Annotated in this window: 26 protein-coding genes and 1 pseudogene; 13 read left to right on the top strand and 14 right to left on the bottom strand. The window is 71.4% G+C overall.

Annotation, left to right across the window (positions count from 1 at the left end; genetic code table 11):
- Positions 1–41: 41 nt before the first annotated feature.
- The 5 genes and pseudogenes from pdxR (at position 42) to BN159_RS32175 (ending at position 5,568) form a co-directional block, all read left to right on the top strand.
- Positions 42–1,463 carry a MocR-like pyridoxine biosynthesis transcription factor PdxR gene (gene pdxR, locus BN159_RS32190; RefSeq protein ID WP_015661211.1) on the top strand — a complete coding sequence of 474 codons (1,422 nt, stop codon included), beginning with the start codon at positions 42–44 and terminating at the stop codon, positions 1,461–1,463.
- Positions 1,464–1,660: 197 nt separating this feature from the next.
- Positions 1,661–2,410 (top strand): annotated as a pseudogene (locus BN159_RS47215) (PEP/pyruvate-binding domain-containing protein); the annotation flags it as partial.
- 358 nt (positions 2,411–2,768) lie between these two features.
- On the top strand, positions 2,769–3,806 hold the full coding sequence (locus BN159_RS47210) for a PEP-utilizing enzyme (protein ID WP_015661210.1): 1,038 nt from the start codon (positions 2,769–2,771) through the stop codon (positions 3,804–3,806).
- A complete protein-coding gene (locus tag BN159_RS32180) occupies positions 3,803–4,738 on the top strand; it encodes a hypothetical protein (protein ID WP_015661209.1) in 936 nt (311 codons plus the stop codon). Before BN159_RS47210 ends, BN159_RS32180 begins: the two co-directional genes overlap by 4 nt.
- 125 nt (positions 4,739–4,863) lie before the next feature.
- Complete coding sequence (locus BN159_RS32175; RefSeq protein ID WP_015661208.1) at positions 4,864–5,568, top strand: protein-tyrosine phosphatase family protein; 705 nt, start codon at positions 4,864–4,866, stop codon at positions 5,566–5,568.
- Positions 5,569–5,684: 116 nt separating this feature from the next.
- Here the strand turns inward: BN159_RS32175 and BN159_RS32170 are convergent, their stop codons facing one another.
- Both BN159_RS32170 and BN159_RS32165 read right to left on the bottom strand, forming a co-directional pair.
- Positions 5,685–5,939: a DUF397 domain-containing protein gene (locus BN159_RS32170; protein WP_015661207.1), complete on the bottom strand. Its 255-nt coding sequence runs from the start codon at positions 5,937–5,939 to the stop codon at positions 5,685–5,687.
- Positions 5,940–6,845, bottom strand: a complete 906-nt coding sequence (locus BN159_RS32165) for a helix-turn-helix domain-containing protein (RefSeq protein WP_015661206.1) — start codon at positions 6,843–6,845, stop codon at positions 5,940–5,942.
- Positions 6,846–7,003: 158 nt separating this feature from the next.
- Between BN159_RS32165 and BN159_RS32160 the strand changes: the two genes are divergently transcribed.
- The 3 genes from BN159_RS32160 to BN159_RS32150 all read left to right on the top strand — a co-directional run bounded on the left by BN159_RS32160 (position 7,004) and on the right by BN159_RS32150 (position 10,106).
- A complete protein-coding gene (locus BN159_RS32160) occupies positions 7,004–7,603 on the top strand; it encodes an ATP-binding protein (RefSeq protein WP_015661205.1) in 600 nt (199 codons plus the stop codon).
- On the top strand, positions 7,600–8,025 hold the full coding sequence (locus BN159_RS32155) for a hypothetical protein (protein ID WP_041820125.1): 426 nt from the start codon (positions 7,600–7,602) through the stop codon (positions 8,023–8,025). Before BN159_RS32160 ends, BN159_RS32155 begins: the two co-directional genes overlap by 4 nt.
- Before the next feature lie 161 nt (positions 8,026–8,186).
- Positions 8,187–10,106 carry an ABC transporter ATP-binding protein gene (locus BN159_RS32150; protein WP_015661204.1) on the top strand — a complete coding sequence of 640 codons (1,920 nt, stop codon included), beginning with the start codon at positions 8,187–8,189 and terminating at the stop codon, positions 10,104–10,106.
- A 2-nt stretch (positions 10,107–10,108) separates the two neighbouring features.
- Here the strand turns inward: BN159_RS32150 and BN159_RS32145 are convergent, their stop codons facing one another.
- From BN159_RS32145 to BN159_RS32130, 4 genes are all read right to left on the bottom strand, one after another.
- Complete coding sequence (locus BN159_RS32145) at positions 10,109–10,291, bottom strand: hypothetical protein (RefSeq protein WP_015661203.1); 183 nt, start codon at positions 10,289–10,291, stop codon at positions 10,109–10,111.
- A 123-nt stretch (positions 10,292–10,414) separates the two neighbouring features.
- Positions 10,415–11,056 carry a DUF899 domain-containing protein gene (locus tag BN159_RS32140; RefSeq protein WP_015661202.1) on the bottom strand — a complete coding sequence of 214 codons (642 nt, stop codon included), beginning with the start codon at positions 11,054–11,056 and terminating at the stop codon, positions 10,415–10,417.
- Positions 11,057–11,112: 56 nt separating this feature from the next.
- Entirely contained in the window at positions 11,113–12,303 is a 1,191-nt protein-coding gene (locus BN159_RS32135; protein WP_015661201.1) for a cytochrome P450 family protein, read from the bottom strand.
- 10 nt (positions 12,304–12,313) lie between these two features.
- A complete protein-coding gene (locus BN159_RS32130) occupies positions 12,314–13,666 on the bottom strand; it encodes an amidohydrolase (RefSeq protein WP_015661200.1) in 1,353 nt (450 codons plus the stop codon).
- A gap of 138 nt (positions 13,667–13,804) precedes the next feature.
- Here BN159_RS32130 and BN159_RS32125 point away from each other — a divergent pair, with 138 nt between their 5' ends.
- On the top strand, positions 13,805–14,743 hold the full coding sequence (locus tag BN159_RS32125) for an endonuclease/exonuclease/phosphatase family protein (protein ID WP_015661199.1): 939 nt from the start codon (positions 13,805–13,807) through the stop codon (positions 14,741–14,743).
- Here BN159_RS32125 and BN159_RS32120 read toward each other — a convergent pair.
- Together BN159_RS32120 and BN159_RS32115 are read right to left on the bottom strand one after the other, a co-directional pair.
- Complete coding sequence (locus tag BN159_RS32120; RefSeq protein WP_051113568.1) at positions 14,736–16,655, bottom strand: FUSC family protein; 1,920 nt, start codon at positions 16,653–16,655, stop codon at positions 14,736–14,738. The genes BN159_RS32125 and BN159_RS32120 overlap by 8 nt on opposite strands.
- 146 nt (positions 16,656–16,801) lie before the next feature.
- Positions 16,802–17,572 carry a nucleotidyltransferase family protein gene (locus tag BN159_RS32115; protein WP_015661197.1) on the bottom strand — a complete coding sequence of 257 codons (771 nt, stop codon included), beginning with the start codon at positions 17,570–17,572 and terminating at the stop codon, positions 16,802–16,804.
- Positions 17,573–18,116: 544 nt separating this feature from the next.
- Here BN159_RS32115 and BN159_RS32110 point away from each other — a divergent pair.
- Genes BN159_RS32110 through BN159_RS32100 form a run of 3 tightly spaced genes read left to right on the top strand, consistent with a single transcriptional unit; the run spans position 18,117 to position 19,462 of the window.
- The gene (locus tag BN159_RS32110) at positions 18,117–18,527 is read left to right on the top strand and encodes a RidA family protein (protein ID WP_015661196.1); all 411 of its coding nucleotides are present in this window, start codon (positions 18,117–18,119) and stop codon (positions 18,525–18,527) included.
- Positions 18,524–19,006: a GNAT family N-acetyltransferase gene (locus BN159_RS32105; RefSeq protein ID WP_015661195.1), complete on the top strand. Its 483-nt coding sequence runs from the start codon at positions 18,524–18,526 to the stop codon at positions 19,004–19,006. Before BN159_RS32110 ends, BN159_RS32105 begins: the two co-directional genes overlap by 4 nt.
- A gap of 9 nt (positions 19,007–19,015) precedes the next feature.
- Entirely contained in the window at positions 19,016–19,462 is a 447-nt protein-coding gene (locus BN159_RS32100; protein WP_015661194.1) for an RNA-binding S4 domain-containing protein, read from the top strand.
- 81 nt (positions 19,463–19,543) lie between these two features.
- Here BN159_RS32100 and BN159_RS32095 read toward each other — a convergent pair whose 3' ends face one another.
- Together BN159_RS32095 and BN159_RS32090 are read right to left on the bottom strand one after the other, a co-directional pair.
- On the bottom strand, positions 19,544–19,993 hold the full coding sequence (locus tag BN159_RS32095) for a DoxX family protein (RefSeq protein ID WP_015661193.1): 450 nt from the start codon (positions 19,991–19,993) through the stop codon (positions 19,544–19,546).
- A gap of 74 nt (positions 19,994–20,067) precedes the next feature.
- The gene (locus BN159_RS32090; RefSeq protein ID WP_015661192.1) at positions 20,068–20,991 is read right to left on the bottom strand and encodes an acyltransferase domain-containing protein; all 924 of its coding nucleotides are present in this window, start codon (positions 20,989–20,991) and stop codon (positions 20,068–20,070) included.
- A 65-nt stretch (positions 20,992–21,056) separates the two neighbouring features.
- Between BN159_RS32090 and BN159_RS32085 the strand changes: the two genes are divergently transcribed.
- The gene (locus BN159_RS32085; RefSeq protein ID WP_193384298.1) at positions 21,057–21,317 is read left to right on the top strand and encodes a DUF6343 family protein; all 261 of its coding nucleotides are present in this window, start codon (positions 21,057–21,059) and stop codon (positions 21,315–21,317) included.
- A gap of 3 nt (positions 21,318–21,320) precedes the next feature.
- Here the strand turns inward: BN159_RS32085 and BN159_RS32080 are convergent, their stop codons facing one another.
- The 4 genes from BN159_RS32080 to rpsA all read right to left on the bottom strand — a co-directional run bounded on the left by BN159_RS32080 (position 21,321) and on the right by rpsA (position 25,010).
- Entirely contained in the window at positions 21,321–21,701 is a 381-nt protein-coding gene (locus tag BN159_RS32080; protein ID WP_015661190.1) for a tetratricopeptide repeat protein, read from the bottom strand.
- Between the two features lie 50 nt (positions 21,702–21,751).
- A complete protein-coding gene (coaE, locus tag BN159_RS32075; RefSeq protein ID WP_015661189.1) occupies positions 21,752–22,363 on the bottom strand; it encodes a dephospho-CoA kinase in 612 nt (203 codons plus the stop codon).
- A gap of 30 nt (positions 22,364–22,393) precedes the next feature.
- Positions 22,394–23,332 (bottom strand): PAC2 family protein, encoded by a 939-nt coding sequence (locus tag BN159_RS32070; protein ID WP_015661188.1) that lies wholly within the window; start codon positions 23,330–23,332, stop codon positions 22,394–22,396.
- Positions 23,333–23,513: 181 nt separating this feature from the next.
- Positions 23,514–25,010, bottom strand: coding sequence for a 30S ribosomal protein S1 (rpsA, locus tag BN159_RS32065; protein ID WP_015661187.1), 1,497 nt, complete (start codon positions 25,008–25,010; stop codon positions 23,514–23,516).
- Between the last annotated feature and the right edge of the window lie 115 nt (positions 25,011–25,125).

The following is a 25,125-nucleotide window of genomic DNA, read 5'->3' as shown; positions in this document are numbered from 1 at the left end:
TAACCTACGGCCCCGAAAGACCCCCTGTAGGGTGCATTTTCGTGTCCGAATCATGGGTCAATTCCGCGGAGCGCATCGGCGCGGATCTGCATCTGGAGCTGTCCGGGCCGGGCGGCAGACGGGCCGCTCTGATCCACGCCCTGCGCGACGCCGTGCGCGGCGGCAGACTCGCCCCCGGCACCCGGCTGCCGCCGTACCGTTCCCTCGCCGCCGACCTGGGCGTCGCACGGAACACGGTGGCCGACGCGTACGCGGAGCTGGTCGCCGAGGGCTGGCTGACCGCCCGGCAGGGCTCGGGCACCCGGGTCGCCGAACGGGCCGAGCCGCCGCGACACGCCGGGAAAGTGCCCGGGAAGACTCCTCCACGCGCGCGTGGCCCGCGGCACAACCTGCGTCAGGGCACCCCGGATGTCTCGGGCTTCCCGCGCGGGGAGTGGCTCGCCTCCTACCGGCGGGCCCTTCAGCAGGCGCCGAACGAGGTGTTCGGGCCCGGTGATCCGGCCGGGCGCGTGGAGCTGCGGGAGGCGCTCGCGGAGTACCTCCCCCGCGCGCGTGGCGTCCGCTGCGACCCGGACCGGATCGTCATCTGCTCCGGCTTCGCGCACGCGCTGCGGCTGCTGTTCGAGGGGCGGGTGCTGCGCAGTCCGCTGGCCGTGGAGGCGTACGGGCTGCCCTTCCACCGGGAACTGCTCACCCGCGCGGGAGTGCGGACCGTACCGCTGCCCCTGGACGAGGACGGCGCCCGGATCGACCGGCTGGGCCGCGAGCGGGGCGTCCTGCTCACCCCCGCGCACCAGTTCCCGACGGGCGGCCCGCTGCACGCCGCCCGCCGCGCCGCCGTGATCGACTGGGCACGCGCGCGTGACGCGGTGATCGTGGAGGACGACTACGACGGGGAGTTCCGCTACGACCGCAAGCCCGTCGGAGCCGTCCAGGGACTCGACCCCGAGCGGGTGATCTTCGTCGGCTCGGTGAGCAAGAGCCTGTCCCCGGCGGTGCGGCTGGGCTGGATGGTCCTGCCCGAGCGGTACGTCGAGGGCGTGCTCGCGGCCAAGGGCGAGCGGGAGGCCTGGGCGAGCGTCCTGGACCAGCTGAGCCTCGCCGACTTCATCGCGCGCGGGTCGTACGACCGTCATGTGCGGCGGATGCGGCAGCGGTACCGCGGCCGCCGGGACCGGCTCGTGGCCGCGCTGGCCGAGCGGGCGCCGCACATCGAGGTCACCGGGGTGGCGGCCGGGCTGCACGCGGTGCTGCGGTTGCCGCCCGGCACCGAGGCGGCCACCGTCGCGCGGGCCGAGCGGGCCGGGGTGGCCCTGGACGGGCTCGCCGCGTTCCGGCATCCGGGGGCCGCGGAGCCCGCCGTAGCGGCCTATGACGGGTTGGTCGTGGGGTATGCAACCCCCTCCGAGCACGCCTATGCGGTGGCGCTGGACGCGCTCTGCGCAACGTTTCCGGATCCGTAAATCTTCTCCGATGTGTCCGAAAAGTGGCTTCCGGGCTACATGGATCGGAACAGCAGTGGGATCATCGGAGCAGGAGGCGTATCTCTGTCGTGTCCACACGGGCCGGCAGTGGTCCGTCCCATCCTTCGTTCCGCCGTCAGGCGCAGGGCCCACCCCGCGCGTCCCCCCTGTTGGCGGCCGGTCCTGGAGGGTGCTCGATGACGACGCTCGACGAACGTCACGGAGAAGGTGCACGCGACGGGGATGAGCCCCGGGGCGAGGTGGCCCTCGGTCTGACACAGACGTACGGCCCGGCCACCGTCCCGCTGGAACAGCCTCTCGCCGCCGTGACGGCCAAGGCCGGGTCCAAGGCCGCGAATCTCGCCCGCGCGGCCGGGGCCGGACTGCCGGTGCTCCCCGGCTTCGTGATCCCGTACAGAGCGGAAGGCGACCCGCATTCCCTGCGCCGGGCCTGGCAGGAGCTGTCCGACGGCGGCAGCCGCGCACTGGTCGTGCGCTCCTCCTCGCCGCAGGAGGACACGGAGGAGTCCTCGCTCGCGGGCCAGTTCGCCTCGGTGCTCGATGTGCGGGGCTGGCGGGACTTCCGTACGGCCGTGCGGACCGTGCTGGACTCGGCGCGCAGGCCGGACGGGTCGGTCGCGCCGATGGCGGTGCTGGTCCAGCCGATGCTCATCGCCCGGGTCGGCGGCGTGATGTTCGGTGCCGACCCCGTCGAGGGACGGGCCGACCGGATGCTGGTCAGCGCGGTGCGCGGCGGGCCGGACAGCCTGGTCAGCGGGGCGCAGGCAGGCACGAACTACCGGCTGAGCGGGCGCGGGCGAGTGCTGCGCACCGAGCCCGCCGACGCCGACGCGCTGCTCACGCGGGGTGAGCTGTTCCGGCTGGCCCGGCTGGCCCGGCAGGCCCGGCGGGTGTTCGGCGGGCCGCAGGACATCGAGTTCGGCTTCGATGCGGACGGCCGACTGTGGCTGTTCCAGAGCCGCCCGATCACGGCGATGGCGGCACGGCCGGTCCGCCGGGCGCGGCTGCTGGGGCCCGGGCCGGTCGCGGAGACGCTGCCGGACCAGCTCCAGCCGCTGGAGGAGGACCTGTGGCTGGCACCGATGGCCCACGGTCTCGCCGCCGCGCTGGACATCGGCGGCACCGCGCCGCGCCGACTGCTGCGGGCGGCGCCGGTGGTCCGAGCCGTCGGCGGGCGCGCGGCCGGTGATCTGCGGCTGCTCGGCGCGGTGCCGCCGAAGCACCGGTGGCTGGCACTGCTCAAACCCGGCGCCGGGGGCGCGCCGGCTCGCGGCGGCCTGGCGGGTGGGCCGCCTCGGCGCCGCGCTGCCCGGACTGGCCACGGACCTCGTGGCGGACGTGGACCGGCGGCTGGCCGAGGTACCGGGACCGGCCGGCCTCTCCTCGGCCGCCCTCACCGACGAGCTGCGCTGGACCCGCCGGGCCCTGGTCTCGCTGCATGCCCAGGAGGCCCTCGCGGGCGCCCTTCTGCGCGAGTCCCCGACAGGCCGCACGGCCGCGGGCACGGCCCTGGCCGCCCTCGCGGCGGCCCGCGCGCGCGGGGTGCCCGACGAGCGGATCGTCGCCACGGATCCGGTGGTCCTCGCCCTGACGGCACCGAGCCTGCTGCACGACGTCCACCTGCCGACGGCCCAGCCGGAACAAGCCCCGGCGACGGCGCTCCCCGGCCAGGACGGCATGAGCACGCGCCACGGCTCCGATCCCGGCAAGGACCGCCTCCCCGCCCGAACCACCTCCCCCGCCGCCCTCCCGCCCCGAGAAGCCCTGCGCCTGCGCATCCGCTGGATACAGGAGCTCCAGATCCGGCTGGTGCGGGAGGTCGCGCGGCGGGCCGGTCTCGGCGCGGAGCGGATCGGGCTGCTCCGCTGGCCGGAGCTGGTAGACGCGCTCCAGGGCGAAGGGCTGCCCGCCGATCTCGCGCGGCGTACACCGCCCGCCGCCACTCCCCCGCTCCCCGACGCCTTCCGGCTCGCGGACGGCGGACTCGTCGTCGCCGACCGGAACAGCGGCCGCGGCGACGGCCTGCGCGGTGTCTCCGGCGGGCGCGCGGTCGGTACGGCGTGGGACGGCAGCGCGCCGCGCCCGCCGGACCCGGTGCTCGTCGTCCGCACCCTCGACCCCGCCCTCGCCCCGCTGCTGCCGGGACTGACCGGACTGGTCGCGCAGACCGGCAGCCCGCTGTCCCATCTGGCCGTGCTGGCCAGGGAGTTCCACCTCCCCGCGGTCGTCGGCGCCGCGGACGCGGTCCACCGCTTCCCGGTCGGCGCCCGCCTCACCGTCGACGGGACGGCAGGTGACGTACGGCTGGGGGACGGGTCATGAGGAGAATCGCGTACGTCTTCGGAGGGCTCGCCGCGGCCGGGGCGGGCACCTATCTCGTGATCTACCTGTACCGGTGGCAGTGGCAGCGGGCCATGATCTGCGGGGTGCTGCTGCTGGTGGTCGAGGTGATGCTGTTCGGCCTGGTGATTCTGGGACGTCTGGCGCGGATCGAGCAGCGGCAGCGGGACAGCGACCGACGCCAGCGCGAGCTGGCCGCGCGGCAGGACGACGCCCTCGCCCGGCTGCGTGCGGCCCCCGAGCCCGAGCCGGAGCCCGGCGGCAACGGCAACGGCCGGTTCCGGTGGCTGGACGAGCCGGCCGAGCGGACGTACGTCTTCGTGCCGGTGCTCATGGTCGCCGGGGTCGCCCTGTCCGGGATCGCCTGGGTCGTCCAGCGGATCGCGTCGGCCACGGCGAGGCCCGCCGAGCGCCGTCTCGCCGGTCGGCTGGCCGTGCTGACCGCGCCCGATCCGGCCGCCCCCGGCGATCTGGAGGATCTGCCACCGGTCGGCGCCCCGCCCTCCCCGGGCCGGACCGCACGGGTCGTCGCCGTCGGCGTCGTGGGCGCCGCGCTGCTGGCCGCGCTGATCGTGGGGCTCGCGAACCTCACCCAGACCCGGGACGAGCGGGCGGACGAGAGCGAGGCGACCTCGGTGCTCGTCCAGGTCGATCTCCGTGACGCGAACATGACCGAGGCGCGGAGAGCACTGGCCGCGCGACAGGTGTGGGAGCGCTGCCGGGACTCCACGTCCGTGCCGCTGAACCACGCATCCCTCGGCGATCTGGGGGACGGGCTGTACGCCGGAGTGGTGCGGCCCGCCCTCACCGAGCACGACCGGCTGCGGCTGCGCGGCTGCCTGGAGGACGCGACGCTGGAGCGCGTGAATCTCAGAGTGGTGGGCATCGGAGACGCGGAGGCGGACCAGGAATGAGGCCCCACACCGGCCGCGCATGACAAATGAGACCTAGACCACAAAACGGACATAAGGAATAGATGATCATCAATCCCGGGGTACTCTGCTGAAGCGCCCACGTCCCCTAGTCCCCCGGGTCGCCCATGGCTGTTCTGACTGCAACTCTGCCCCGCCCTGCCCTCCAGAAGCGTCCGCTGCCACAGCGCGCGATACGGGCCCTGACCGGAATCCTCATCGGATACCTCGTCCTTTGGGCCGTCGGCGCGGGAGGCATTCTCGGCCTCTCGTTCTGGGCCAAGGCAGAGACCCCGGTACCCGCCGGAACCCGCACCGTCCAGGGTGTGCACAACTTCCAGCCCGTCAGCTCCGACGGCAAGCTCTGGCGCGGTGCCGCCCCCTCGCCCGCCGGCTACCGCGCGCTGGCGAGCATGGGCATCACCACCGTCGTGGACCTGCGCGCCGAGGACCTGAGCGCGAAGCAGCTCGCCGAACCCGGCGAGGCCGGACTCGACGTCGTACACCTGCCCATCAGGGACGGTCAGACGCCGACGTCCCAGCAGGTCCAGAAGCTGCTGGACACGGTCAAGAACGCCTCGGGCCCGGTCTTCGTGCACTGCGGTGCGGGAGTCGGCCGTACGGGCGCGATGGCCGCGGCCTATCTGGTGCAGACCGGTGAGGAGTCGTCCGCTCAGGCGGTCCGGCGCAACCTCGCGGTCGGACCGCCCTCGATCGAGCAGATCTACTACGGGCTCAACCTCAGCCCCAGCAAGGTCGAGCAGCCGCCGCTGCCGGTCGTGGTCGTCAGCCGACTGGTGGACGCCCCGCGGCGGATCATGTCCTGGTTCTGAGCGGACTGGTTCTGAGCAAACTGGGTCTGGGCCAACTGAGTCTGGGCCAACTGGTTCTGATTAGTCATCAACTCGGTGTCGCAACACGGAAACTGGCACACACAAAGGGAACTGCCTCAGGAGAGCAGGAAGTCGGCCACCCCCGCCTTGGCGCCTTCGATGAAGGCCGTCATCTCGTCGGTGGTGTAGATCAGCGCCGGCCCGTCCGGGTCGGTCGACTGACGGACGGCGATCCGGCCGTCGGCCAGCTTCATCGCCTCCAGGCAGTTCCCGCCGTTGCCGCCGCTCCACGGCTTGTGCCAGCCCTCGCTGCCCAACTCCCGCGCGGGCATGCCGTTGTAGACGGGTATGCGTGGCTTGATGCGATCCATTCACAGCTCCTTGCGGAGATCCCGGAGGATCTCCTTCGTGCGATGTGCCGTAGCGGCCTGCGCCGCCATGCGGTCCATGACCTCCAGGTGGGTCGCCACCTCGGGGCGCGCGTCGAGGTAGACGGCGCCGGTCAGGTACTCGCTGTAGACCATGTCCGGCAGTTCTGACATGGCGAATCGGAACAGCACGAAGGGCCCGTACGTGCCGGGGTGCGGTCCGCTCTCGAAGGCGGCGACCTGCAACGTCACATTGGGCAGCTTCGTCACTTCGAGCAGCCGGTCGATCTGGGCTCGCATCACCTCCGGGCCGCCTACCTGGCGGCGCAGCACGGTCTCGTCCATGACGAACCACAGCCGGGGCGCGTCGGGACGGGTGAGCAGTTCCTGGCGGTTCATGCGCAGCGCGACATGGCGCTCGATGTCGTCGGGCTTGGTCTGGCCGATGGCACCCGAGCGCAGCACCCCGCGCGCGTAGTCCTCGGTCTGGAGCAGTCCGGGCACGAAATGCGGCTCGTAGGACCGGATGAGGCTCGCGGCCCCCTCCAGGCTGACGTACATCGAGAACCAGCCCGGCAGGATGTCATGGAACCGCTGCCACCAGCCGGGCTGATTGGCCTCCTCGGCCAGCTGCACAAAGACGTCGGCCTCCTCGTCACCGACCCCGTAGGCCTTCAGCAGCAGCTGGAGGTACGGGATCTTGAGGGCGACCTCGGCCATCTCCATACGGCGGATGGTGGCGGGGGCGACACGCAGGACGCGGGCGGCCTCCTCACGCTTGAGCCCGGCGCGTTCCCGCAGGTCCAGCAGGCGCCGGCCGAGGACGACCTGGCCGACCGTCGGCGCGGACCGCGGCTCGCTCGCGCTCCCACCTCCACCGATGAATTGCTGACAGCCCTGCGGCGCCATTCGAAGACCTATTCGAAGATCTGGGCGGATCTCCGTCGATCTCAATTGGCGCCGCTCGACATGCTGTTGCGAGCAGTGTGCCACGGCCATCCACCGCGTCACACAGCACTCTGCAATTTTCAGAGTGACACTTGCCAAGTGTTCACGGCGGGGCGATAGTGGCAAGCGTGATTCCGTCCGCGCCCTTAGGAACAGACGCCGCCGCAGGCCTGCTCGGCCTCGGTGCTGCCACGGCCATAGGCCCCCAGCGGGGTCCCGCCGAGCGCCGGTTCCGCTTCGAGCTGGCCGCACATCCGGGTTCCCCCGCGCAGGCCAGACGCCTGACGAGGGCCCGGCTGACCGGCTGGTCGGTCTGCGAGGACACCTGTGACACGGCGGCCCTGGTGGTCTCCGAACTGGTCACCAACGCCATCGTGCACACCGCGAGCAGGCATATCGTCTGCGAGCTGCACGACGGCGACGACCTGGTGCGAATAGCCGTGCGCGATCAGGGCTGCGCACCGGGTGAGCCCCATCCCGCGGCCCAGCGCGGCGACGAGGAGCACGGGAGGGGATTGCTCCTGGTCGATGCCGTCTGCCATGCCTGGGGTGCCCATGAGCACGGGCCCGGGCTGCTGGTCTGGGCGGAGCTGCCGCGCAAGGCGGACACGCCTCGCGAGGACACGGGACCACGCAATGACCTGGGCTGGGGCGCGCGGCCGAAGCCGGGTCCCGCCGGTGGTTCCGACGGTGACGACGAGGACGGGGGTCCGGCGTGAGCGTCATGTCCGGCGGACAGGTGCTGAGTCTGGACACGCTGGTCAGGCTGCACCGGGGGATCGCTCCGCGGGTCGAGCCGGCGAAGTTGGCCGTGCCCGACGGGATGACTGCGCCGCTGGGGTTCGATGCGGTGGCCGTGCCTGCTCGTCTCGGGCCGCTGATTCTGCCTCGGCTGCCTCAGGTGGGGTGTGTCTACGCCGATGACGCGTACTGGTGGTGGATCGTTCCGGCTGACTCCGATTACGCGCTGGAGTGGCCGTCGCCCACTCGGTATGTGACGGGGGCTGTGGTTCCGGATGCGGTGCGGTTGATTCATCGGCCGGACGGGACGGTGCCGTATACGCCGCCGATTCCCTTTTACTTGGCGCTCTGTCGGCTTACGGGTGCGACGCCCTCCTGGACTCGGCAAGTCAGCGCGTAGTTCGTCTGCGGGCCGGTGGGGGCTTGTCGCGCCCACGCGGCGGAGCCGCATATCGATACAGCCCCGCGCCCCTTCCGTACGCTTCACTTCCCCCTGTTTGCGCCCTGGCCCCCAGCCCTCTCGACCGCGATAGTGGCCCTCCGGCTATCGGGGGAGGCTACGTGGCCGAGGTTTCCGAGTCCGAACAGCTGCTGTTCGGGGGGCCGTTGCGGTACGACACCGGGTGGAGTCAACACAGTGACGCGTTTCTGGAGTTGAACTTTCGGGCCATGGTCCGGCGGTTACCCGGGCTGTTGACCTCCAGTTTCGGGCTTGCCTGGCAGGCCGATCGGAATGCCGCGCGGATCGTGCTGGTGGCCGAGGTCGGGCGGGGGTTCGCCCAGGCCGTGGGGCTGCTCGCCGTGAACAGTGCGCTGGGGCGGCTGATCGGCGGCGGGGAGATCGAGGACCGGCTGCGGGAGGCCGTACCGGCGCTGGTCGTCATGGCCGTGGTCATGCTGGTCGGGGCGCTGCTGCGGGCGGCCTCGACGTACGCCACCGGGCGGCTCGAACCGAAGGTGGAGCGGGTGGCCACCGAGCTGTATCTGGAGCGGGCGGCGGCCGTGGAGCTGGCCGCGATCGAGGACCACGCCTTCCACAAGCTGCTGGACACCGCACAGTACGGCGCCTCCTCGGCCCGACGCATGATCGCCTACAGCTCTCGCGTCGTGAACGCGATGATCTCGCTGATCGCGGCGGCCGGAGTGCTGACCGTGCTGCATCCGGCGCTGCTCCCGCTGCTCGCCACCATGACACTGCCCAGCGCCTGGAGCGCCCTGACGAACGCCCGGCGCCGTTACGAGTCCTTCCACACCTGGGTGCAACACGCCCGCGCCGGCCATCTGATCAGCGGACTGCTCACCGAACCGGCCGCCGCCCCGGAGATCCGGGTGCACGGCGTAGGCCCGTTCCTGCTCCGGCACTTCCGGGCCATGTCGGAGACGGCCGAGGCGGAACAGGCACGCCTGGCCCGGCTCGCGGCCCGCACCGGACTGATCGCGGCCGCCTGGACCGGCCTCGCCACCGTGGCGACGTACGCGACGCTCGGCGGGCTGCTGCTGGCCGGGGCGATGGCGCTGGCCGTGGCCGGAACCGCGGTGATCGCTATCCGGACCGGCTCGGCGAGCCTGGACAGTCTGGTGCTGGAGATCAACGCGTTGCACGAGGAGGCCCTGTTCGTGGGCGATCTGAAGCGGCTGTACGTCGAGGCGGCCGAGCGGGCGATCCCGGTCGGCGGTGAGCCGCTGCCCCAGGAGCCGCGGGAGATCCGCTTCGAGAACGTCGGCTTCAGCTATCCGGGTGAGTCCACCCGGCCCGCCCTGGACGATGTCACGCTCACCCTGCCGCTGGGCCGGATCGTGGCGCTGGTCGGGGAGAACGGCTCCGGCAAGACCACCCTGGTCAAACTGCTCGCGGGCCTGTACCTCCCGGACCGGGGCCGGATCCTGTGGGACGACGTCGACGCGGCCGGAGCCGACCGGCACCAGCTCGCCGAGCGCATCGCGATGGTGGCCCAGGACTTCAAGCGGTGGCCGTTCACCGCGCGGGTCAATGTCGCCGTGGGACGGTCGGCGGCGCCGCTGACCGAGGAGCGGCTCGCCGAGGCGGTCGCCGCGGCCGGGGCCGAGGAGGTGGTGGCCGATCTGCCGCGCGGCCTCGACACCCTGCTGGCCCGGGAGTTCAACGGCGGACATGAGCTGTCCGGCGGGCAGTGGCAGCGACTGGGGATCGCGCGGGCCGCCTACCGGCGCGGCCGGATCCTGATCGTGGACGAGCCGACGGCCGCCCTGGACGCGCGGGCCGAGCTGGAGGTCTTCGACAAGATCCGCGCCCTGGCCTCGGCCGGGCAGACGGTCGTCCTGATCACCCACCGGCTGGCGTCCGTGCGCCACGCCGATCTGGTGCATGTGCTCGACCAGGGCCGGCTGGTGGAGTCCGGCAGCCCCGACGAACTGCTGGCCGGTGGCGGTCTCTACGCCGAGCTGTACGCGCTCCAGGCGGAACAGTTCACCACCCGGCTGCCAACGCAGAAGGCAGGCTGAGCTCAGGCTGCCGCGTCTATGGCCGCATCACCGCGCACGATCACCAGAAAGGCGTCCGTCGCCAGGTCCATCACGACCTCGGCGGCCAGGCCCTCGCTGCGCCGCGCCTGTGCGAACTCCTCCGCCGGCCACGAGCCTCGCGGACCGCCGGCGGGAAAGCATTCGAGCACTGTCCGCCCGTTCACCCTGCACCTCCATCTAGCGCTGTACTCGAAGAGTTAAACGCCAACGGCGGGGTGAACGCCTCGCGAAGTGACGGTACTGAGACAAAGCTGACAGCCTTGCCCTGCTTTCGGTTACTTTCCGCGTCAGTCCTCGTACTCATCGTGATATCGCGGGCGTTCGCTTCCGGGCGGCGCCCCCAGCGCGGTCAGATCCAGGAAGCTGGTGGTCGAGCCCAGTCCGTCCAGTCCCTGATCGAAGGTCGAGTAGGTGTGGAACACCCGGTCGCGGTCCCTGAGGAAACAGCTCACCCCGGGCCGCTCCACCAGCTCCCCCTCGTGCTCCCGGGTCACTTCGAAGTCACGGTTGAAGTCGTTCCCGTACGACGAGAGCCAGGGCAGCGACCAGCCCATCCGCGCCTTGAAGGGCAGGATCCGGGTGTACGGCGCCCGGGAGACGGCCACGAACGAGGTGCCGCGGGCCCGCAGATGGGCGAGATGGCCGACCTGGTCGAGGAAGGCCGAACAGCCGGGGCAGCCGGCCTCCCACTCGGGCGCGAACATGAAGTGGTGGACGACGAGTTGGTGCCGTCCCTCGAAGAGGTCGAGCAGCGTGGCCTTGCCGTCGCCGCCCTCGAAGACGTACTCCGTGTCGATCTCGACCATGGGCAGTCGCCGCCGCTCGGCGTTCAGCGCGTCACGCGCGCGGGTGGCGGCCTCCTCCCTGACCAGTAACTCCTCGCGCGCCGCGCGCCATTGGGCACGCGTGACGATCTCCGGAAGCGACATGGGCCCCTCCTGTACGACGGTCCGCTCTGGGTGCTGACCGGCGGGAGGGGCGGAACTCATCGCTCGGTCACAAGATTTTTTGCGTACGTCACGTCCAGCGCGGCCAGACCGCGGGCGCGCAGTGAGGGGCGCCACCGTACGTCGGCCTCGGTGAGGGCGAGTTCGGGGAACCGTTCCAGGAGCGCGGTCAGGGCGATCTCGGTCTCGGCGCGGGCCAGCGGGGCGCCGAGGCAGTAGTGGATGCCGTGTCCGAGGGCGAGATGGCCGGAGGCGTCGCGGTCGAGGTCCAGGCGGTCGGGGTCGGGGAAGCGGGCGGGGTCGCGGTTGGCGGCGGCGAGGGAGAGCAGGACGGTCTCTCCGGCCGGGACGCTCACGCCGCCGATGGTCACGTCCTCGGTGGGGAACCGGCGGATGGCGAGCAGGGCGGGGCCCTCGTGGCGGGTGAACTCCTCGACGGCGGCCGGGATCCGGGAGGGGTCCGCGCGAAGGGCGGCGAGCTGCTCGGGGTGGCGCAGCAGGCCGAGGACGGCGTTGCCGATGAGCTGCACGGTGTTCTCGTAGCCCGCGAAGAGGATGAGGAAGGCGAGCGACATCAACTCGTCCTCGGTGAGCCGGTCGCCCTCGTCGCGTACCGCGATCAGGTCGGAGAGCAGATCGTCGGCCGGCTGTCGGCGCTTGTCGGCGAGGAGCCCGGTGAAGAAGGCGAGCATCGCCGCCACCGCTTCCTTGGCGGCGCCGGGCCGTGCGGGGTCGGGGGCGACGAGGGTGTCGGTCCAGGTCCGGAAGTCCAGCCGCTGCCCGTCCGGTACGCCGAGCAGATCGCAGATGACGGTGATGGGGAGCGGGGCGGCGTAGGCGGCGACGAGGTCGGTGGTGCCCTCGCTGCCGAGGGCGTCGAGGAGCCGGTCGGCCGTCTGCCGGATGGGCGCCCGGAGTTGCTCCACGCGCCGCGGGGTGAACGCGCGCACGACGAGCCGGCGAATGCGGGTGTGGTCGGGCGGGTCCATGTTGAGGAGGTTGGCGTCGAGCGCGGGCGGCAGCGCGAAGCCCCGGTAGTTCCCGGGTGCCGCATGCCTCTTGTCCAGTGAGAGACGCGGATCGTTGAGCGCCGCGCGGACGTCCTCGTACCGGGTGACGAGCCAGGCGGGGTTGCCGTCGGTCCCCGCGATCCGGTGCACCGGCGCGCTCTCCCTGAGGCGCCGGTTGGTGGTGTGGGGCTGGTCGATGAGGCCGTCGGCGAGATCCATGGACGTCAGCCTATGTGTCGTACTCCTGGATCCGCCTGCCGTGGCTCCGGTCGAGGAGGCCGGGCAGGCGCTGCGTCAACTCCCCTACTACGGCGGCGACATCGAGGGTGAGCAGTTCGCGGTCGCGCATCAGGATCCGGCCGTCGACGATGGTGGTGCGCACGTCGGAGGAGCGGGCGCTGTGCACGAGGGTCGCGGCGAGGTCGTGGACGGGCTGGGTGTGCGGTCCGCCGAGGTCGACGAGGATGATGTCGGCGCGGCGGCCGGGCGCGAGGGAGCCCAGGCGGTCGCCGAGTCCGACGGCGCTCGCGCTCTGGAGGGCGGCGTGGTGCAGGGCTTGACGGGACGTCAGCCATCTCGGGTCGCCCGTGGTCGACTTCTGGATGAGCGCGGTGAGCGCCATGGACTCCCAGACGTCGAGGGAGTTGTTGGAGGCGGCGCCGTCGGTGGCGAGTCCGACGGGGATGCCGAGTTCGCGCAGGGCGCGCACCGGGGTGGTGTCGGGCCAGGCGAACTTGAGGTAGCCGCGGGGCGCGGTGGCGACGGCGACCCGGCCCGGCGCGTCGCGCAGCAGGGGCAGGTCGTCGTCCAGGATCCCGGTGCCGTGCGCGATGAGGACGTCCGTGCCGAGGATCCCGGTGCGCTCCAGGACCCCGATGGGGGTGACGCCGTTCCGGGCGAGGGATGCCTCGGACTGGTCGCGGTTCTCGGCGGCGTGCAGATGGACCGGCAGCCCGTGCTCATGGGCGAGTTCGGCGGTGGCGGCGAGGTCGGCGTCGGTGACGGTGTAGGGGGCGTGCGGGGCGAGGGCGGTGGTGATACGGCCGTCCGCGGCGCCCCGGTGGCGAAGCGCGAATTCCAGTGACCGCTCCCGCCCTTGAGGCCCCTGGGAGGAGAAGAACGCCTCGCCGAGCTGGGCCCGCAGCCCGCACTCGGCGACCACGGCGGCGACGGCGTCCATCGCGAAGTAGTGGTCGGCGAAGCAGGTCACCCCGGCCCGGATCATCTCGGCGCAGGCGAGCCGCGCCCCCAACTCCACGTCCCGCTCGGCCAGGTTGGACTCGACGGGCCAGACGACGTCGTTGAACCACTCCTCGATGGGCAGGTCCTCGGCGATCCCGCGCAGCGCGACCATCGGAGTGTGGGTGTGGCAGTTGATCAGCCCCGGCATCGCGACCTGCCCGCCCGCGTCGAGCCGCTCCCGCGCCGGTCTGCCCACCACCTCGGCGGCATCCGTGACGGCCTCGACGGCCCCGTCCCGTACGACGATCGCGGCATCCTCACGGAACCCGGTCCGCTCTTGATCGTCGTGCACGAGGACGGTGCATCCGGTGATGATGAGATCCGCGACGGTCGGCGTCATACGGCCAACGTACGACGGGGTACAGGCACCGGGTGAGCCGAACCGCGCAGTTCGTCCTGGCTCTGTCACGGCCCCCGCCGTTCCAGCACCCTGGCCTCACCACAGCCTGCCGCGACGGCCTTCCGGAAAGGGGCCCGCATGCTCCTCGGTACCTGGAACCTGGAGAACCTCTTCCTGCCCGGCCGCCCGTCGGGCCCCGAGGACAAGGCCGCCTACGAGACCAAGCTGGCCTCCCTGGCCGCCGTGATCACCGAGCTGGACCCGACGCTGCTCGGCGTCCAGGAGGTCGGCGACGTCGCCGCGCTGCGGGACCTGCTCGGGATGGTGGGCGGCGAGTGGCACACGGCGGTCTCGGAGCATCCGGACGGGCGGGAGATCCGGGTCGGTGTGATCAGCAGGGTGCCGTTGCGCGTGCTGGCCGACACGACGGCGTTCCCGCCGAAGCTGCGGCCCGTGCAGGTGGACGACGCGGGCGGGGAGACGCGGCAGTCGGGGCGGGGGTTCCTGGCGGTGGAGGCGGGGTCGTTGCGGGTGGCGGTGTGCCACCTGAAGTCGAAGCTGCTCAGCTACCCCGGGGAGCGTTTCCAGCCGCGTGAGGAGGGTGAGCGGGCCCGCTTCGGGGCGTACGCCCTCTATCGGCGGGCGGCGGAGGCGGCGGCGCTGCGGGCCTTGGCGGACGAGTTGCTGGCGGGTGACGGCCGGGAGCAGGACGTGGCGGTCCTGGGCGACCTGAACGACGAGGTCCAGGCGGCCACCACCCAGATCCTGCTGGGCCCGCCCGGCTCGGAGATCGGCACGGGCGGCTTCGACACCCCCGACAAGGGCGACGCGGCGCGCCTGTGGAACATCGCTCCCCTGATCCCCGCCGAGCAGCGCGTCTCCCGTATCAACTCGGGCCGACGCGAACTGATCGACCACATCCTGCTGAGCCACCGCCTGATCCACCGGGTGACGGCAGCGGGCACGGGCCTGCCCGGCATCGACGCCCCGCACCTGCCGTCCATCGGCCAGGACCCGGAGGAGCGGCGGGGGAAGTCAGGGTCGGACCACGCGCCGGTGTGGGTGCGGCTCAGCTGATGTGCGCGTACCCACGGTCCCGTAGCGCCGCCAGCTCGTCCAGGAGCCCCGTGAGCTGCTGGGTGTGCCGGGGTGTGAGGTGGCCGGCGTCGTCGAGGTGGACGGCGCAGGCGGTGGTGGCGTCGACCAGCTGCTCCAGGGTGCCGGCCACCTCCTCGGTGCCCGCGGAGTGCCGGGCGAGCGTGGGCAACTCGGCGGCGGCGAGGGCGATGGCGGATCGGGCCTCGGCGAGACTGCGGTAGGCCTCGCGCCGCAGGACCCAGCGCCCGGCACGGTCAGGGGACGCGTCGAGGACGTGCCCGAGATAACGGTGCGCGGCACTCTCCGCGGCCCCGAGCCGGGCCAGCACTCCCCCACCACGCTGCCCGGGCATCGGCAGATGCCCCACAACCAGCACAATCACGCAGGCCAGCAGGGTCTCCCCGATCCGGCTGACGGACGCCTGCGGCTCGCCCCCGATCATCACCAGCGCGAGGACGAGCACCGTCACGACTCCGGTCTGGGCGGCGAAGTGCCGGGTGGCGACGGGGATGAGGGCCCCGCACACGGCGACGAGCGCGATCAGCCCCTCCGGCCGGGGCAGCACGGCGGCGAACCCGGCGAAGAGAAGCGCCCCGAGAACGGTCCCGGCGGCCCGGCACAGCACCCGTGACAGCAGCGGCCCGAGATCGGGCTTCACGAGGAACACGGCGGTGGCGGGCAGCCAGTACCAGTGGGTGTGGTGAAGCGCCTGCGCGACAGCGGCACTGGCCCCGAAGCAGAGGGCAACCCGCAGCCCGTACTCCCGCCCGCCCGAGCCGAGCACGATACGAATCCGCACGGCGAGCGACCGCGGACGGGTGTGCAGATCCGCCCCCTCGGCCCGGTCGAATGCCTCGGCGGCATGCAGCAGGGCGTCATCGAGGGCGCGCAGGGCGGGCACCCCCCGGGAGGGCGCGGGCAGCGGCCCGGTGGGCGTGTTCGCACGTACGGCGGAGGCGAGCCGCCGGGGCCCTTCCGAGGCCCGCTCCGGTACGGCTTCCCCCGCCCAGGCGAGCGCGGTGGCGGCCTCGGCGAGGGGCAACGCGGCGGCGTACTGCGCGTGCAGCCGCCGCTCTGCGGAGGAGGCGTAGCGCCGCAGCCGGGGTCCGGCGAGGGCGTCCTGCGCATGATCGAGCGCGGCGGTGAGCGCGGCCCGCCGCGCGCCGGCGAGGTCGGTCCCCACGGCGTCGAGCAGCGAGGCGACGGCGTCGTAGACGGCACTGACGGCGTCCCGCTCCCCGTCGAACCGGAAGTCGAACGGGGAGCCGAACCGAGGGTCGACCCGGGAGTCGAACCGGGCCTGGAACCGGGCGCGGAACGGGGCACGGAACGCGGCGTCGAGCCGGAAGCCCCCGGCAAAGGCCCCGGCGAAGGCCCCCGGCCCGGGCAGGGCCAACCGCAGCAGGATCAGCCAACCGGCCCCCGCCGCATAGGCGAGCCCCCGCTGCCACCCCACCTCCGGCAACGGCATCCCGGCCCCGACCGCGGCGGCGACGAGCACCTGTGTACCGGCACCCGAGGCGACGGGGCCCACGGCACTGACGCTCCCCGCAAGCAGCCCGACAACCGTCAGCAGAACAGTCAGCCCGACAGCGCCAAGGGCTTCCCCGCCATAGCTCCCGAGCACCATCCCACCAGCCCCGGCCAGGCCGGGCACCCCCAGCCGCCGCACGGCGGCCCGCCGGCTCCCGGGCCGATCGGCGACCCCCGCGAGCATGGCGGCGATGGCAGCGACGACTCCCAGGGAAGCCCGCCCGGCGACAACACCCACCAGCACCAGAACCCCGGCCCCGAGCCCGCCCCGCACCACGGCACTCCACGGCACGGGGCCGCGTTGAGCGCGAAGAGCGTGGGCGATCCAGGGCGGCAGGACGAGTGCGGGCCGGTACACAGGGCTCCAGTCGGAACGAGGGCGGGAGGTGCCTTCGGGCGACAATGACCGGGCTCGGGTACAGGTCCGACGCTAGATCGCGAACTTGGAGATTGCGGAACGGACTTATTACCTGCGTGTGACGATACGTGCCAATGCCACGTTCTTTATGAACGCAATGGCTCCGCATCCGCCATCGCCCGCTCGAACAGCCGCCCCGCGTCGACGGCGGCATGACCGAACGGCACCCGCCCCGTCGCAACACCCCCGATGATGTCGTCGACGCCACGCAGCCCGGCCCGCTCCAGCAACCGCTTCTCGTTCGTCACCCACTCCCCCCGCGCCGCAAGCACCCCGTGCCCGGCCTGCGCGGCAGCCGTGGCCAGGGCGCCGGTGAACTCGGTGAGGCGGCCCGCCGGGGCATGGTTGGCCTCGGCATACGAGAGCGTTGCGCGGGCCGTGCCGAACCAGCGCTCCGAGGCCGAGTGCCGGAGCTTCTCCGGATACGCCTCCGGACGCGGCAGCTCACCTCTCAACACCCGGTTGATCGCCAGCTCCGCAACGACCAAGTAGCTGGGAATCCCCGCCAGATGAAAGAGCAACGGCTCCACCCGAAAGCGCCCCTCCTGCGCTTCCGCCAGTTCATGCTCGACGACGTCGAGGTCCCGGTAGTGGACGTCCACACGGTGACCGTCGATCGTCAGCCAGGCTCCACCGTTGAAGACGCCGCCGCCCCAGCCCCCGACCTCGGAAGCCTCCCCCGGCCAGCCAAGAGCTCGGAGGTCGGCGGGGTCGAACCGGCCGCGATAGTAGACAGCCAAATCCCAGTCACTGTCAGGCCGTTCGGTCCCCTGAGCACGGGACCCACCAAGAGCCACCGCGCACACGGTGGGCAGGGCGGCCAGACGGTCAGCGGCATTTTCGAGAAAGGCGGTCATGGTCAACTCCCGGCGGGTGAGGGTCAGGCTTCCCACAGGTCTCGGTGGCGGTGGCGGGTGGGCGCAAGATCGAGGGCTTGGGACGCGTCGCGGAGCATGCCTGGTGCCGCCGCTCTCAGATCCTTCACCGCCGCCGTACGAAACGACTGAAGCGCCGCCCTCGCCCGCCTCTCGTACGGGCTGGTCCATCGCGTGCCGAGGGCCCTTGGGTAGGTGTACGCGGCGAAGCGTCGTCGCACGGGCGTGGGTCGGGGGCGGCGGCCCTCGCGTTGGGCCCGGGCCAACTCCCGGTAGGCATACCTGAGTTCGGGTAGCGAGTGGGCCGTGCAGGGGCCGGTCACGCCGTGTGGCCAGTAGGGCGGGGCCGTGCGGTGGCGGGGTGGGGTGTGGTGGGTGGTTCGCGACATGAGTGGGTCAAGGATCGCGGGGGTCGGGGCGGGCGTACAACCGGATATCCGTGCGGGCGCGGGTGAAAATCAGGTGCGTCGCGGACGTCCGCCCCCGAGGATCAGTAGGTTGGCCGCCGTACCTCCCAGGAGTCGCCGTGATTCAGCGTGTCACCAGCCCTGTTCTGTTTCCTCCGCCGACCTACTCGCATGTCTCCGTCGTCGAGGCCGGTACCAAGCTCGCGTTTCTCGCGGGGGCCGTGCCGTTGGACGCGGAGGGGAAGATCGTGGGTGAGGGGGATCCGGTGCGGCAGGCCGAGCAGGTGGTAGCCAATCTGCGGGAGCAACTGGCAGCCGTAGGAAGCGACTTGGAGCATGTCGTCGCTACGGATGTGTACGTCGTGAGCAGTGAGACGTCCGTTCTGTCCTCCGTGTGGGAGGTCGTCGAGGCTTCGGGGCTCAGTCTCGGGCCCCATTCGTCGACTCTCCTCGGGGTCGCCTGTCTCGGCTACTCGGGGCAGCTGGTGGAGATCACGGCCACCGCGGTCGTACCGGAGGAGGCCCGGTGATCGCCCTGCGCCGGGCCACCGTCGACGACGCCCGCGCCGCCGCCGATGTCTGGCTGCGTTCCTTCGGCGCCGCCCTGCCGACTGTCGTGCGGCCCCACTCCGACGACGAAGTGCGGGACTACTTCCGGGAGTTCGTCGTACCCCGGCAGGAGACCTGGGTCGCGGACAGCGGGGACGGTGCGCTCGTCGGGGTCATGGTGCTGCACGGCGAACTGCTCTCTCAGCTCTACCTCGACCCCGACTGGCGCGGGCGCGGGCTCGGTGACCGTTTCGTGCGGCTCGCCAAGGAACTCAGTCCGCACGGGCTGAACCTCTGGACCTTCCAGATCAACAAGCCCGCCCACCGCTTCTACGAACGCCACGGCTTCGTCGCCGTCGAGCACACCGACGGCAGCGGCAACGAGGAGCGGGAGCCGGATGTGCGGTACGTGTGGAAGCCCCGGGAAATGGGCAGGTCCGAGCGGCCGCTCAAGAGCTAAGGTCAGGGCATGGCTTCCGACGGAGATGACGACAAGGCCGCCGCCGAGCGGGCCGCGCCGCAGTCCGGTGAGAGCGTGCGCGTCGACAGCTGGATCTGGGCGGTACGGCTGATCAAGACCCGTTCGCAGGGCGCCGCCGCCTGCAAGGGCGGCCATGTGCGGGTGAACGGCGAGCGGGTCAAGCCCTCCCACACCGTGCGCGTCGGCGACGAGGTACGGCTGCGGCACGAGAACCGGGAGCGGATCGTCGTGATCAAGCGCCTGATCCGCAAGCGGGTCGGCGCCCCGGTCGCGGTCCAGTGCTACGTCGACAACTCCCCGCCGCCCCCGCCCCGCGAGGCCGTCGCCCCGGCCGGCATCCGCGACCGCGGCACCGGCCGCCCCACCAAGCGGGACCGCCGCGACCTGGAACGCCTGCGGGCACTGGAGAAGGGCGGCCGACCCGGCCCCCGCTGACGGTCACAGACGCACGGCAGCGGCCGCGTCCGCACCGGGCCCTGGGCCCGTCGGACACGACCGTCGCCGTACGTACCCGGATCACGCCCGCTGCGACACCAGCCGCAGCAGCTCGGCATTGTGGCCGCGCCGCGCCCAGGCGATGAGGGCGAGCGGGATGATCAGGATGAGCGGCGTGGCCGCGTTCTCCCCGTCGAAGGCGGTCAGCGAGACGATGAACGCCCCGACCATCAGCGCGCTCAGCGCGATCCCCGCCACCGACTGGAGCACCGGGATCAACAGGGCGACGGCCCCGGCGAGTTCGAGCGCCCCGATGGTGTACATGCCCGCGCTGCCCCAGCCCAGCTCGTCGAAGATCTCGACGGCCGAGGAGTGCGCGATCAGCTTCGGCAGGGCGCTGGCAAGCCCGAAGAACAGCGCGAGCAGGATCTGAAGCCCACGCAGGGCGATCCGGGCGCGGCGTCCACGGGCAGTGGCGGACTCGGCGATGACGGGGGCGGAAGCGGGGACGGGAGCGGTGGTCTCGGACATCGGGGTCTCCTGTGTGCGTACGGCGGTGTGTGTCGCTGTCTGTCACAGGGATGGACCGCCGGCCGCCGCGAAACTCATCGCCGTACGGCGGAAGTTGACTCACCCGGTTCCTCGAAAAGGAACCAGCCGTGCCCGATGTACCAGTGCCCGCCGCCCCGCAGATGGTCCCCCACCGCCCGCTCCACCGCCGTCCGCCGCGGCAGGCCCTCGATGGGCAGTTCCGGGTCGCCGAACACGAACTGCACCGGCTCGGTGTCGGCCTCCTCGGCGTCGTCACGGCCGATCCGGAACCGCTCCTGGAAGCGCACGATGTTGGAGTCGGCCGGCAGATATCGCTTGAGCTGCGGATCGAGCAGCCAGGAGTGGCAGGTCGCGGCCGAGTACCGCTCCTCGGGGAAGTGCCGCGCGAAGAACTCCCGGGCCAGCGCCAGGGAGCGGTCGACAGCCGCCGGGGTCAGCGGCCCGTGGAAATCGGGGATGTGGAGGTTGAGACAGGGCGCGTCCGGGGCCGCGTCGAGCCACTTTCCGGCACGCGCCCGCTCGAACTGAAGCCGCCCCAGCTGGTAAAGCTCGCCCCGGAAGTGATGGGTGAGCCACCTCGGCGCCTGTACGCCCGTCCGGCCGTACCGCCTGCGGTGGACGGCCATGTTCCGGCCGAGGTCGGCGAGAGTACGCCGGGTGACCTCGGCGGGGACACCGCGTTCGCGGTGGTACGCGCGCGTGTGGGGCAGCGCCGCGACGAAGACGTACGCGGGAAAACAGCGCTGCAAGGGCCCGGCGGGCCAGTCCAGCTCGGGCAGCTCGACGCGCACGCCGACCTGCCCCATGTCCCGCACGAGCTCCTCGACCGACGCCTCCAGGAACCGTCTGAGTTCCGGATCGTCGGTGACTCTCCGGCGCATGCGGACCAGGACTTCGATGTCCTCGTGCGGTACGGCGAGGTCGATCAGGATCTCAGGCAGCTCGTCGGCATCCGGCAATGACCACGACAGCGGCACCGCACACCCCCTTTTGGTGAACGCGTCCTCGAAGAGTACGTTCCGAAGGAGGAGTGGTGATCCCGATGCGTACGGGCAGTGAACCCACGACTGCGCGCAGTGCCCTGCGGACGCGGTTCTGGCTGAGTGTCTGGGGGCTGGTCTGGGCGCTCTTCGGCACGGCGGTCTTCGCGCTGGTCGGCCGTACGGGCTGGGCGGTGGCCTGCGGGGTCCTGGCACTCGTCGTCGCCGTGGACATGGGCTTCATCGTCCGCCACATCCACCAGGGCCCGCACTACCAGCCGGGCCCCGACATCCCGCCGTACAACCCGCCCGACCACCGCTGACGCTCAGGACTCGAACCCCGCCGCCTTCACATACTGCGGGTTGGGGTCCAGTGCGGCCGCCAGCCGGAAGTGCCGGACGGCCTGGTCGCCGCGCCCCTGCCGCTCGTAGGTGCGGGCGAGCGCGAAGTGCGCGAACGCGTTGTCCGGCTCGCGCTCCAGAACGATGGTGAACTCCAGCTCGGCGGGCCGCAGTTGGGCCGCCGCGAAGAAGGCACGCGCGCGCAGCAGCCGGGCCGCGGTGTTCTCGGGGTGCGCGGCGATGACACCGTCGAGCAGCTTCACCGCGCCCCGCGGGTCCCGCGCGGCGAGCAGATGCTCGGCGGCACGGAAGTCGATGACATGCGTCTCCGGAGTACGTCCGGTGGAACCGCTGGTCTCGGGCACGGCAGAGTCCTTCCCTCACTGAGGGGCTTCAACGCCCCGATGAAGGGCGGCTATTCCTGAGCGGCGTGGGCCGCCCTTCGCTCCAGCTCGTCCCACACGTCCCGCACCCGTCGCTGAAGCTGTTCCAGCGGTACGTCGTTGTCGATCACGATGTCCGCGATCTCCCGGCGCTTCTCCCGCGACGCCTGCGCCGCCATCCGCGCGCGGGCGTCCTCCTCGGTCATCCCACGCAGCCGCACGAGCCGGTCGAGCTGGGTCCCGGGGCTCGCGTCGACGACGATCACGAGGTCGTACAGCGGCGCCAGCCCGTTCTCCGTCAGCAGCGGCACGTCGTGCACGACCACGGCGTCCTCGGCGGCGGCCTGCTCCAGCTCGCGCGAGCGGGCGCCGACGAGGGGGTGCACGATCGCGTTCAGTACGGAGAGCTTCTCGGGGTCGGCGAAGACGATGGAGCCCAGCTTGGGCCGGTCCAGGCTCCCGTCCTCCGCCAGCACGCCCTGGCCGAAGGCCTCGACGACCGCGGCGAGGCCGGGCATGCCCGGCGCCACAACCTCCCGCGCGATGCGGTCCGCGTCGATCAGTACGGCACCGTGTTCCACGAGGAGTCGTGACACCTCGCTCTTTCCGGCGCCGATGCCGCCGGTGAGGCCAACTTTCAGCATGCGCTGAGCTTAGGCCCTCGCGGACGGGCCCTAGTTGTCGCCCTCTCGCTCCGCCAGGAACCGCTCGAACTCTCTGCCGATCTCGTCCGCCGACGGGATGTCCACCGGCTCGGCGAGCATGTTGCCCCTGCTCTCCGCCCCTGCCGCCGCGTCGAACTGGTGCTCAAGGCCCTGTACCAGCGCCACCAGTTCCTCGTCGCCCTCCTGGATCTGGCGGTCGATCTCGGTCTGGGTGCGGTGGGCCTCGGTGCGCAGGGCGTGGGCGATGCCCGGGAGGACCAGGCCGGTGGCGGCGGTGATGGCCTCCAGGACGGTCAGGGCCGCGTCCGGGTACGGGGAACGCGCGATGTAGTGCGGTACGTGCGCCGCGACGCCGAGCACCTCATGGCCGGCCTCCATCAGGCGGTACTCCAGCAGCGACTCGGCGCTGCCCGGCACCTGCGCCTCGTCGAAGGGGCTGCGGTGGCCCGGGACGAGGTCGGTGCGGTTGCCGTGCGGGGTGAGGCCGACGGGCCGGGTGTGCGGGACGCCCATGGGGATGCCGTGGAAGTTCACGGACAGCCGGACGCCGAGCCGCTCCACGATCTGCTGGACCGCGGCGGCGAACCTCTCCCACTCCACGTCCGGCTCGGGACCGGACAGGAGAAGGAAGGGGGCGCCGGTGGCGTCCTGGACGAGCCGTACCTCGATGGCCGGAACCTCGTAGTCGGTCCAGCGGTCGCGCTTGAACGTCAGCAGCGGGCGGCGGGCGCGGTAGTCGACCAGCCGGTCGTGGTCGAATCGGGCCACGAGCTGGTGGGGCAGTGTATCGAGCAGCCGGTCGACGATCTGGTCGCCGGTCTCGCCCGCGTCGATGTATCCGTCGAAGTGGTAGAGCATGACAAGGCCCGCCGACTCCTGCGCCAGCGCCATGTCGACGACGGCCAGGCCCTTCGGCTCCCATGCGTACAAACCCTGCGGATCAAGCACAGTGACCGCTCCTCCTCGTGTTCGTAGTGAACAACGCGGGGGCGGGCAGGGGCATTCCCCCGATCTTGAAAGTAAGGGTAAGAACACCGGCCCGCAGCCGACCGCCAAGCACGCCAAAGGGGCCGCACCTCGAAAGGTACGACCCCTAAGAGCCTTAACTGCCCTCAGCTAGAAGCTGACGTCAGCTCTGACCACCGGCCAGCTTCTCGCGGAGAGCCGCAAGCGCCTCGTCCGAGGCCAGCGCACCGCTGTTGTCCGGGCCCTCGGAGGAGTACGAGCCACCGGACGCGGCCGGAGCCGCACCCGCGGCGTCGCCACCCTCGGCGGCAGCGGCAGCGTCGGCCTCGCGGCTCTTGATGACCTGCTGCTGGTGCTGCTCGAAGCGGGTCTGCGCCTCGGCGTACTGGCGCTCCCACTCCTCGCGCTGCTTCTCGTAGCCCTCGAGCCAGTCGTTGGTCTCGGGGTCGAAGCCCTCGGGGTAGATGTAGTTGCCCTGGTCGTCGTAGGACGCGGCCATGCCGTACAGGGTCGGGTCGAACTCGACCGACGCCGGGTCGGCACCGAAGGACTCGTTGGCCTGCTTGAGGGACAGCGAGATCCGGCGACGCTCCAGGTCGATGTCGATGACCTTGACGAAGATCTCGTCGTTGACCTGGACGACCTGCTCCGGGATCTCCACGTGGCGCTCGGCCAGCTCGGAGATGTGGACCAGACCCTCGATGCCCTCGTCCACGCGGACGAACGCACCGAACGGAACCAGCTTCGTGACCTTGCCGGGCACGACCTGGCCGATCTGGTGGGTGCGGGCGAACTGCTGCCACGGGTCTTCCTGGGTCGCCTTCAGCGACAGGGAGACGCGCTCGCGGTCCATGTCGACGTCGAGAACCTCGACGGTGACCTCCTGGCCGACCTCGACAACCTCGGAGGGGTGGTCGATGTGCTTCCAGGACAGCTCGGAGACGTGAACCAGACCGTCGACGCCACCCAGGTCCACGAAGGCACCGAAGTTGACGATCGAGGAGACGACGCCGGAACGGACCTGACCCTTCTGGAGGGTGGTGAGGAACGTCTGGCGCACCTCGGACTGGGTCTGCTCCAGCCAGGCACGGCGGGACAGGACCACGTTGTTGCGGTTCTTGTCCAGCTCGATGATCTTCGCCTCGAGCTCCTTGCCCACGTAGGGCTGGAGGTCGCGAACACGGCGCATCTCGACCAGGGAGGCCGGGAGGAAGCCGCGGAGGCCGATGTCGAGGATGAGACCACCCTTGACGACCTCGATGACGGTACCGGTGACGATGCCGTCCTCTTCCTTGATCTTCTCGATGGTGCCCCAGGCACGCTCGTACTGGGCGCGCTTCTTCGAGAGGATCAGGCGGCCTTCCTTGTCCTCCTTCTGGAGGACCAGGGCCTCGATCTCGTCGCCGACGGCCACGACCTCGTTCGGGTCGACGTCGTGCTTGATCGAGAGCTCGCGGCTCGGGATGACACCTTCGGTCTTGTAACCGATGTCGAGCAGGACCTCGTCCCGGTCGACCTTCACGATGACGCCGTCGACGATGTCGCCGTCGTTGAAGTACTTGATCGTCTCGTCGATCGCGGCGAGGAAGGCTTCCTCGTTACCGATGTCGTTGACCGCAACCTGCGGGGTGGTGGCGGTGGTCTCGGTGCTGCTCGTCATGTGGGAAAGGGCTCCGGTACGGACATTGAAGTCGTAGGTACTGCTACGCCGGGAGCCCGTATCGCTCTGAAGAAGCCGGACAGCCAAGGAAGCGCCTCACCAGCGAAAACCGGTG

This window comes from Streptomyces davaonensis JCM 4913 (assembly GCF_000349325.1).
GTDB classification, from domain to species: domain Bacteria; phylum Actinomycetota; class Actinomycetes; order Streptomycetales; family Streptomycetaceae; genus Streptomyces; species Streptomyces davaonensis.
This window is presented reverse-complemented; position numbering and strand designations above follow the sequence as displayed.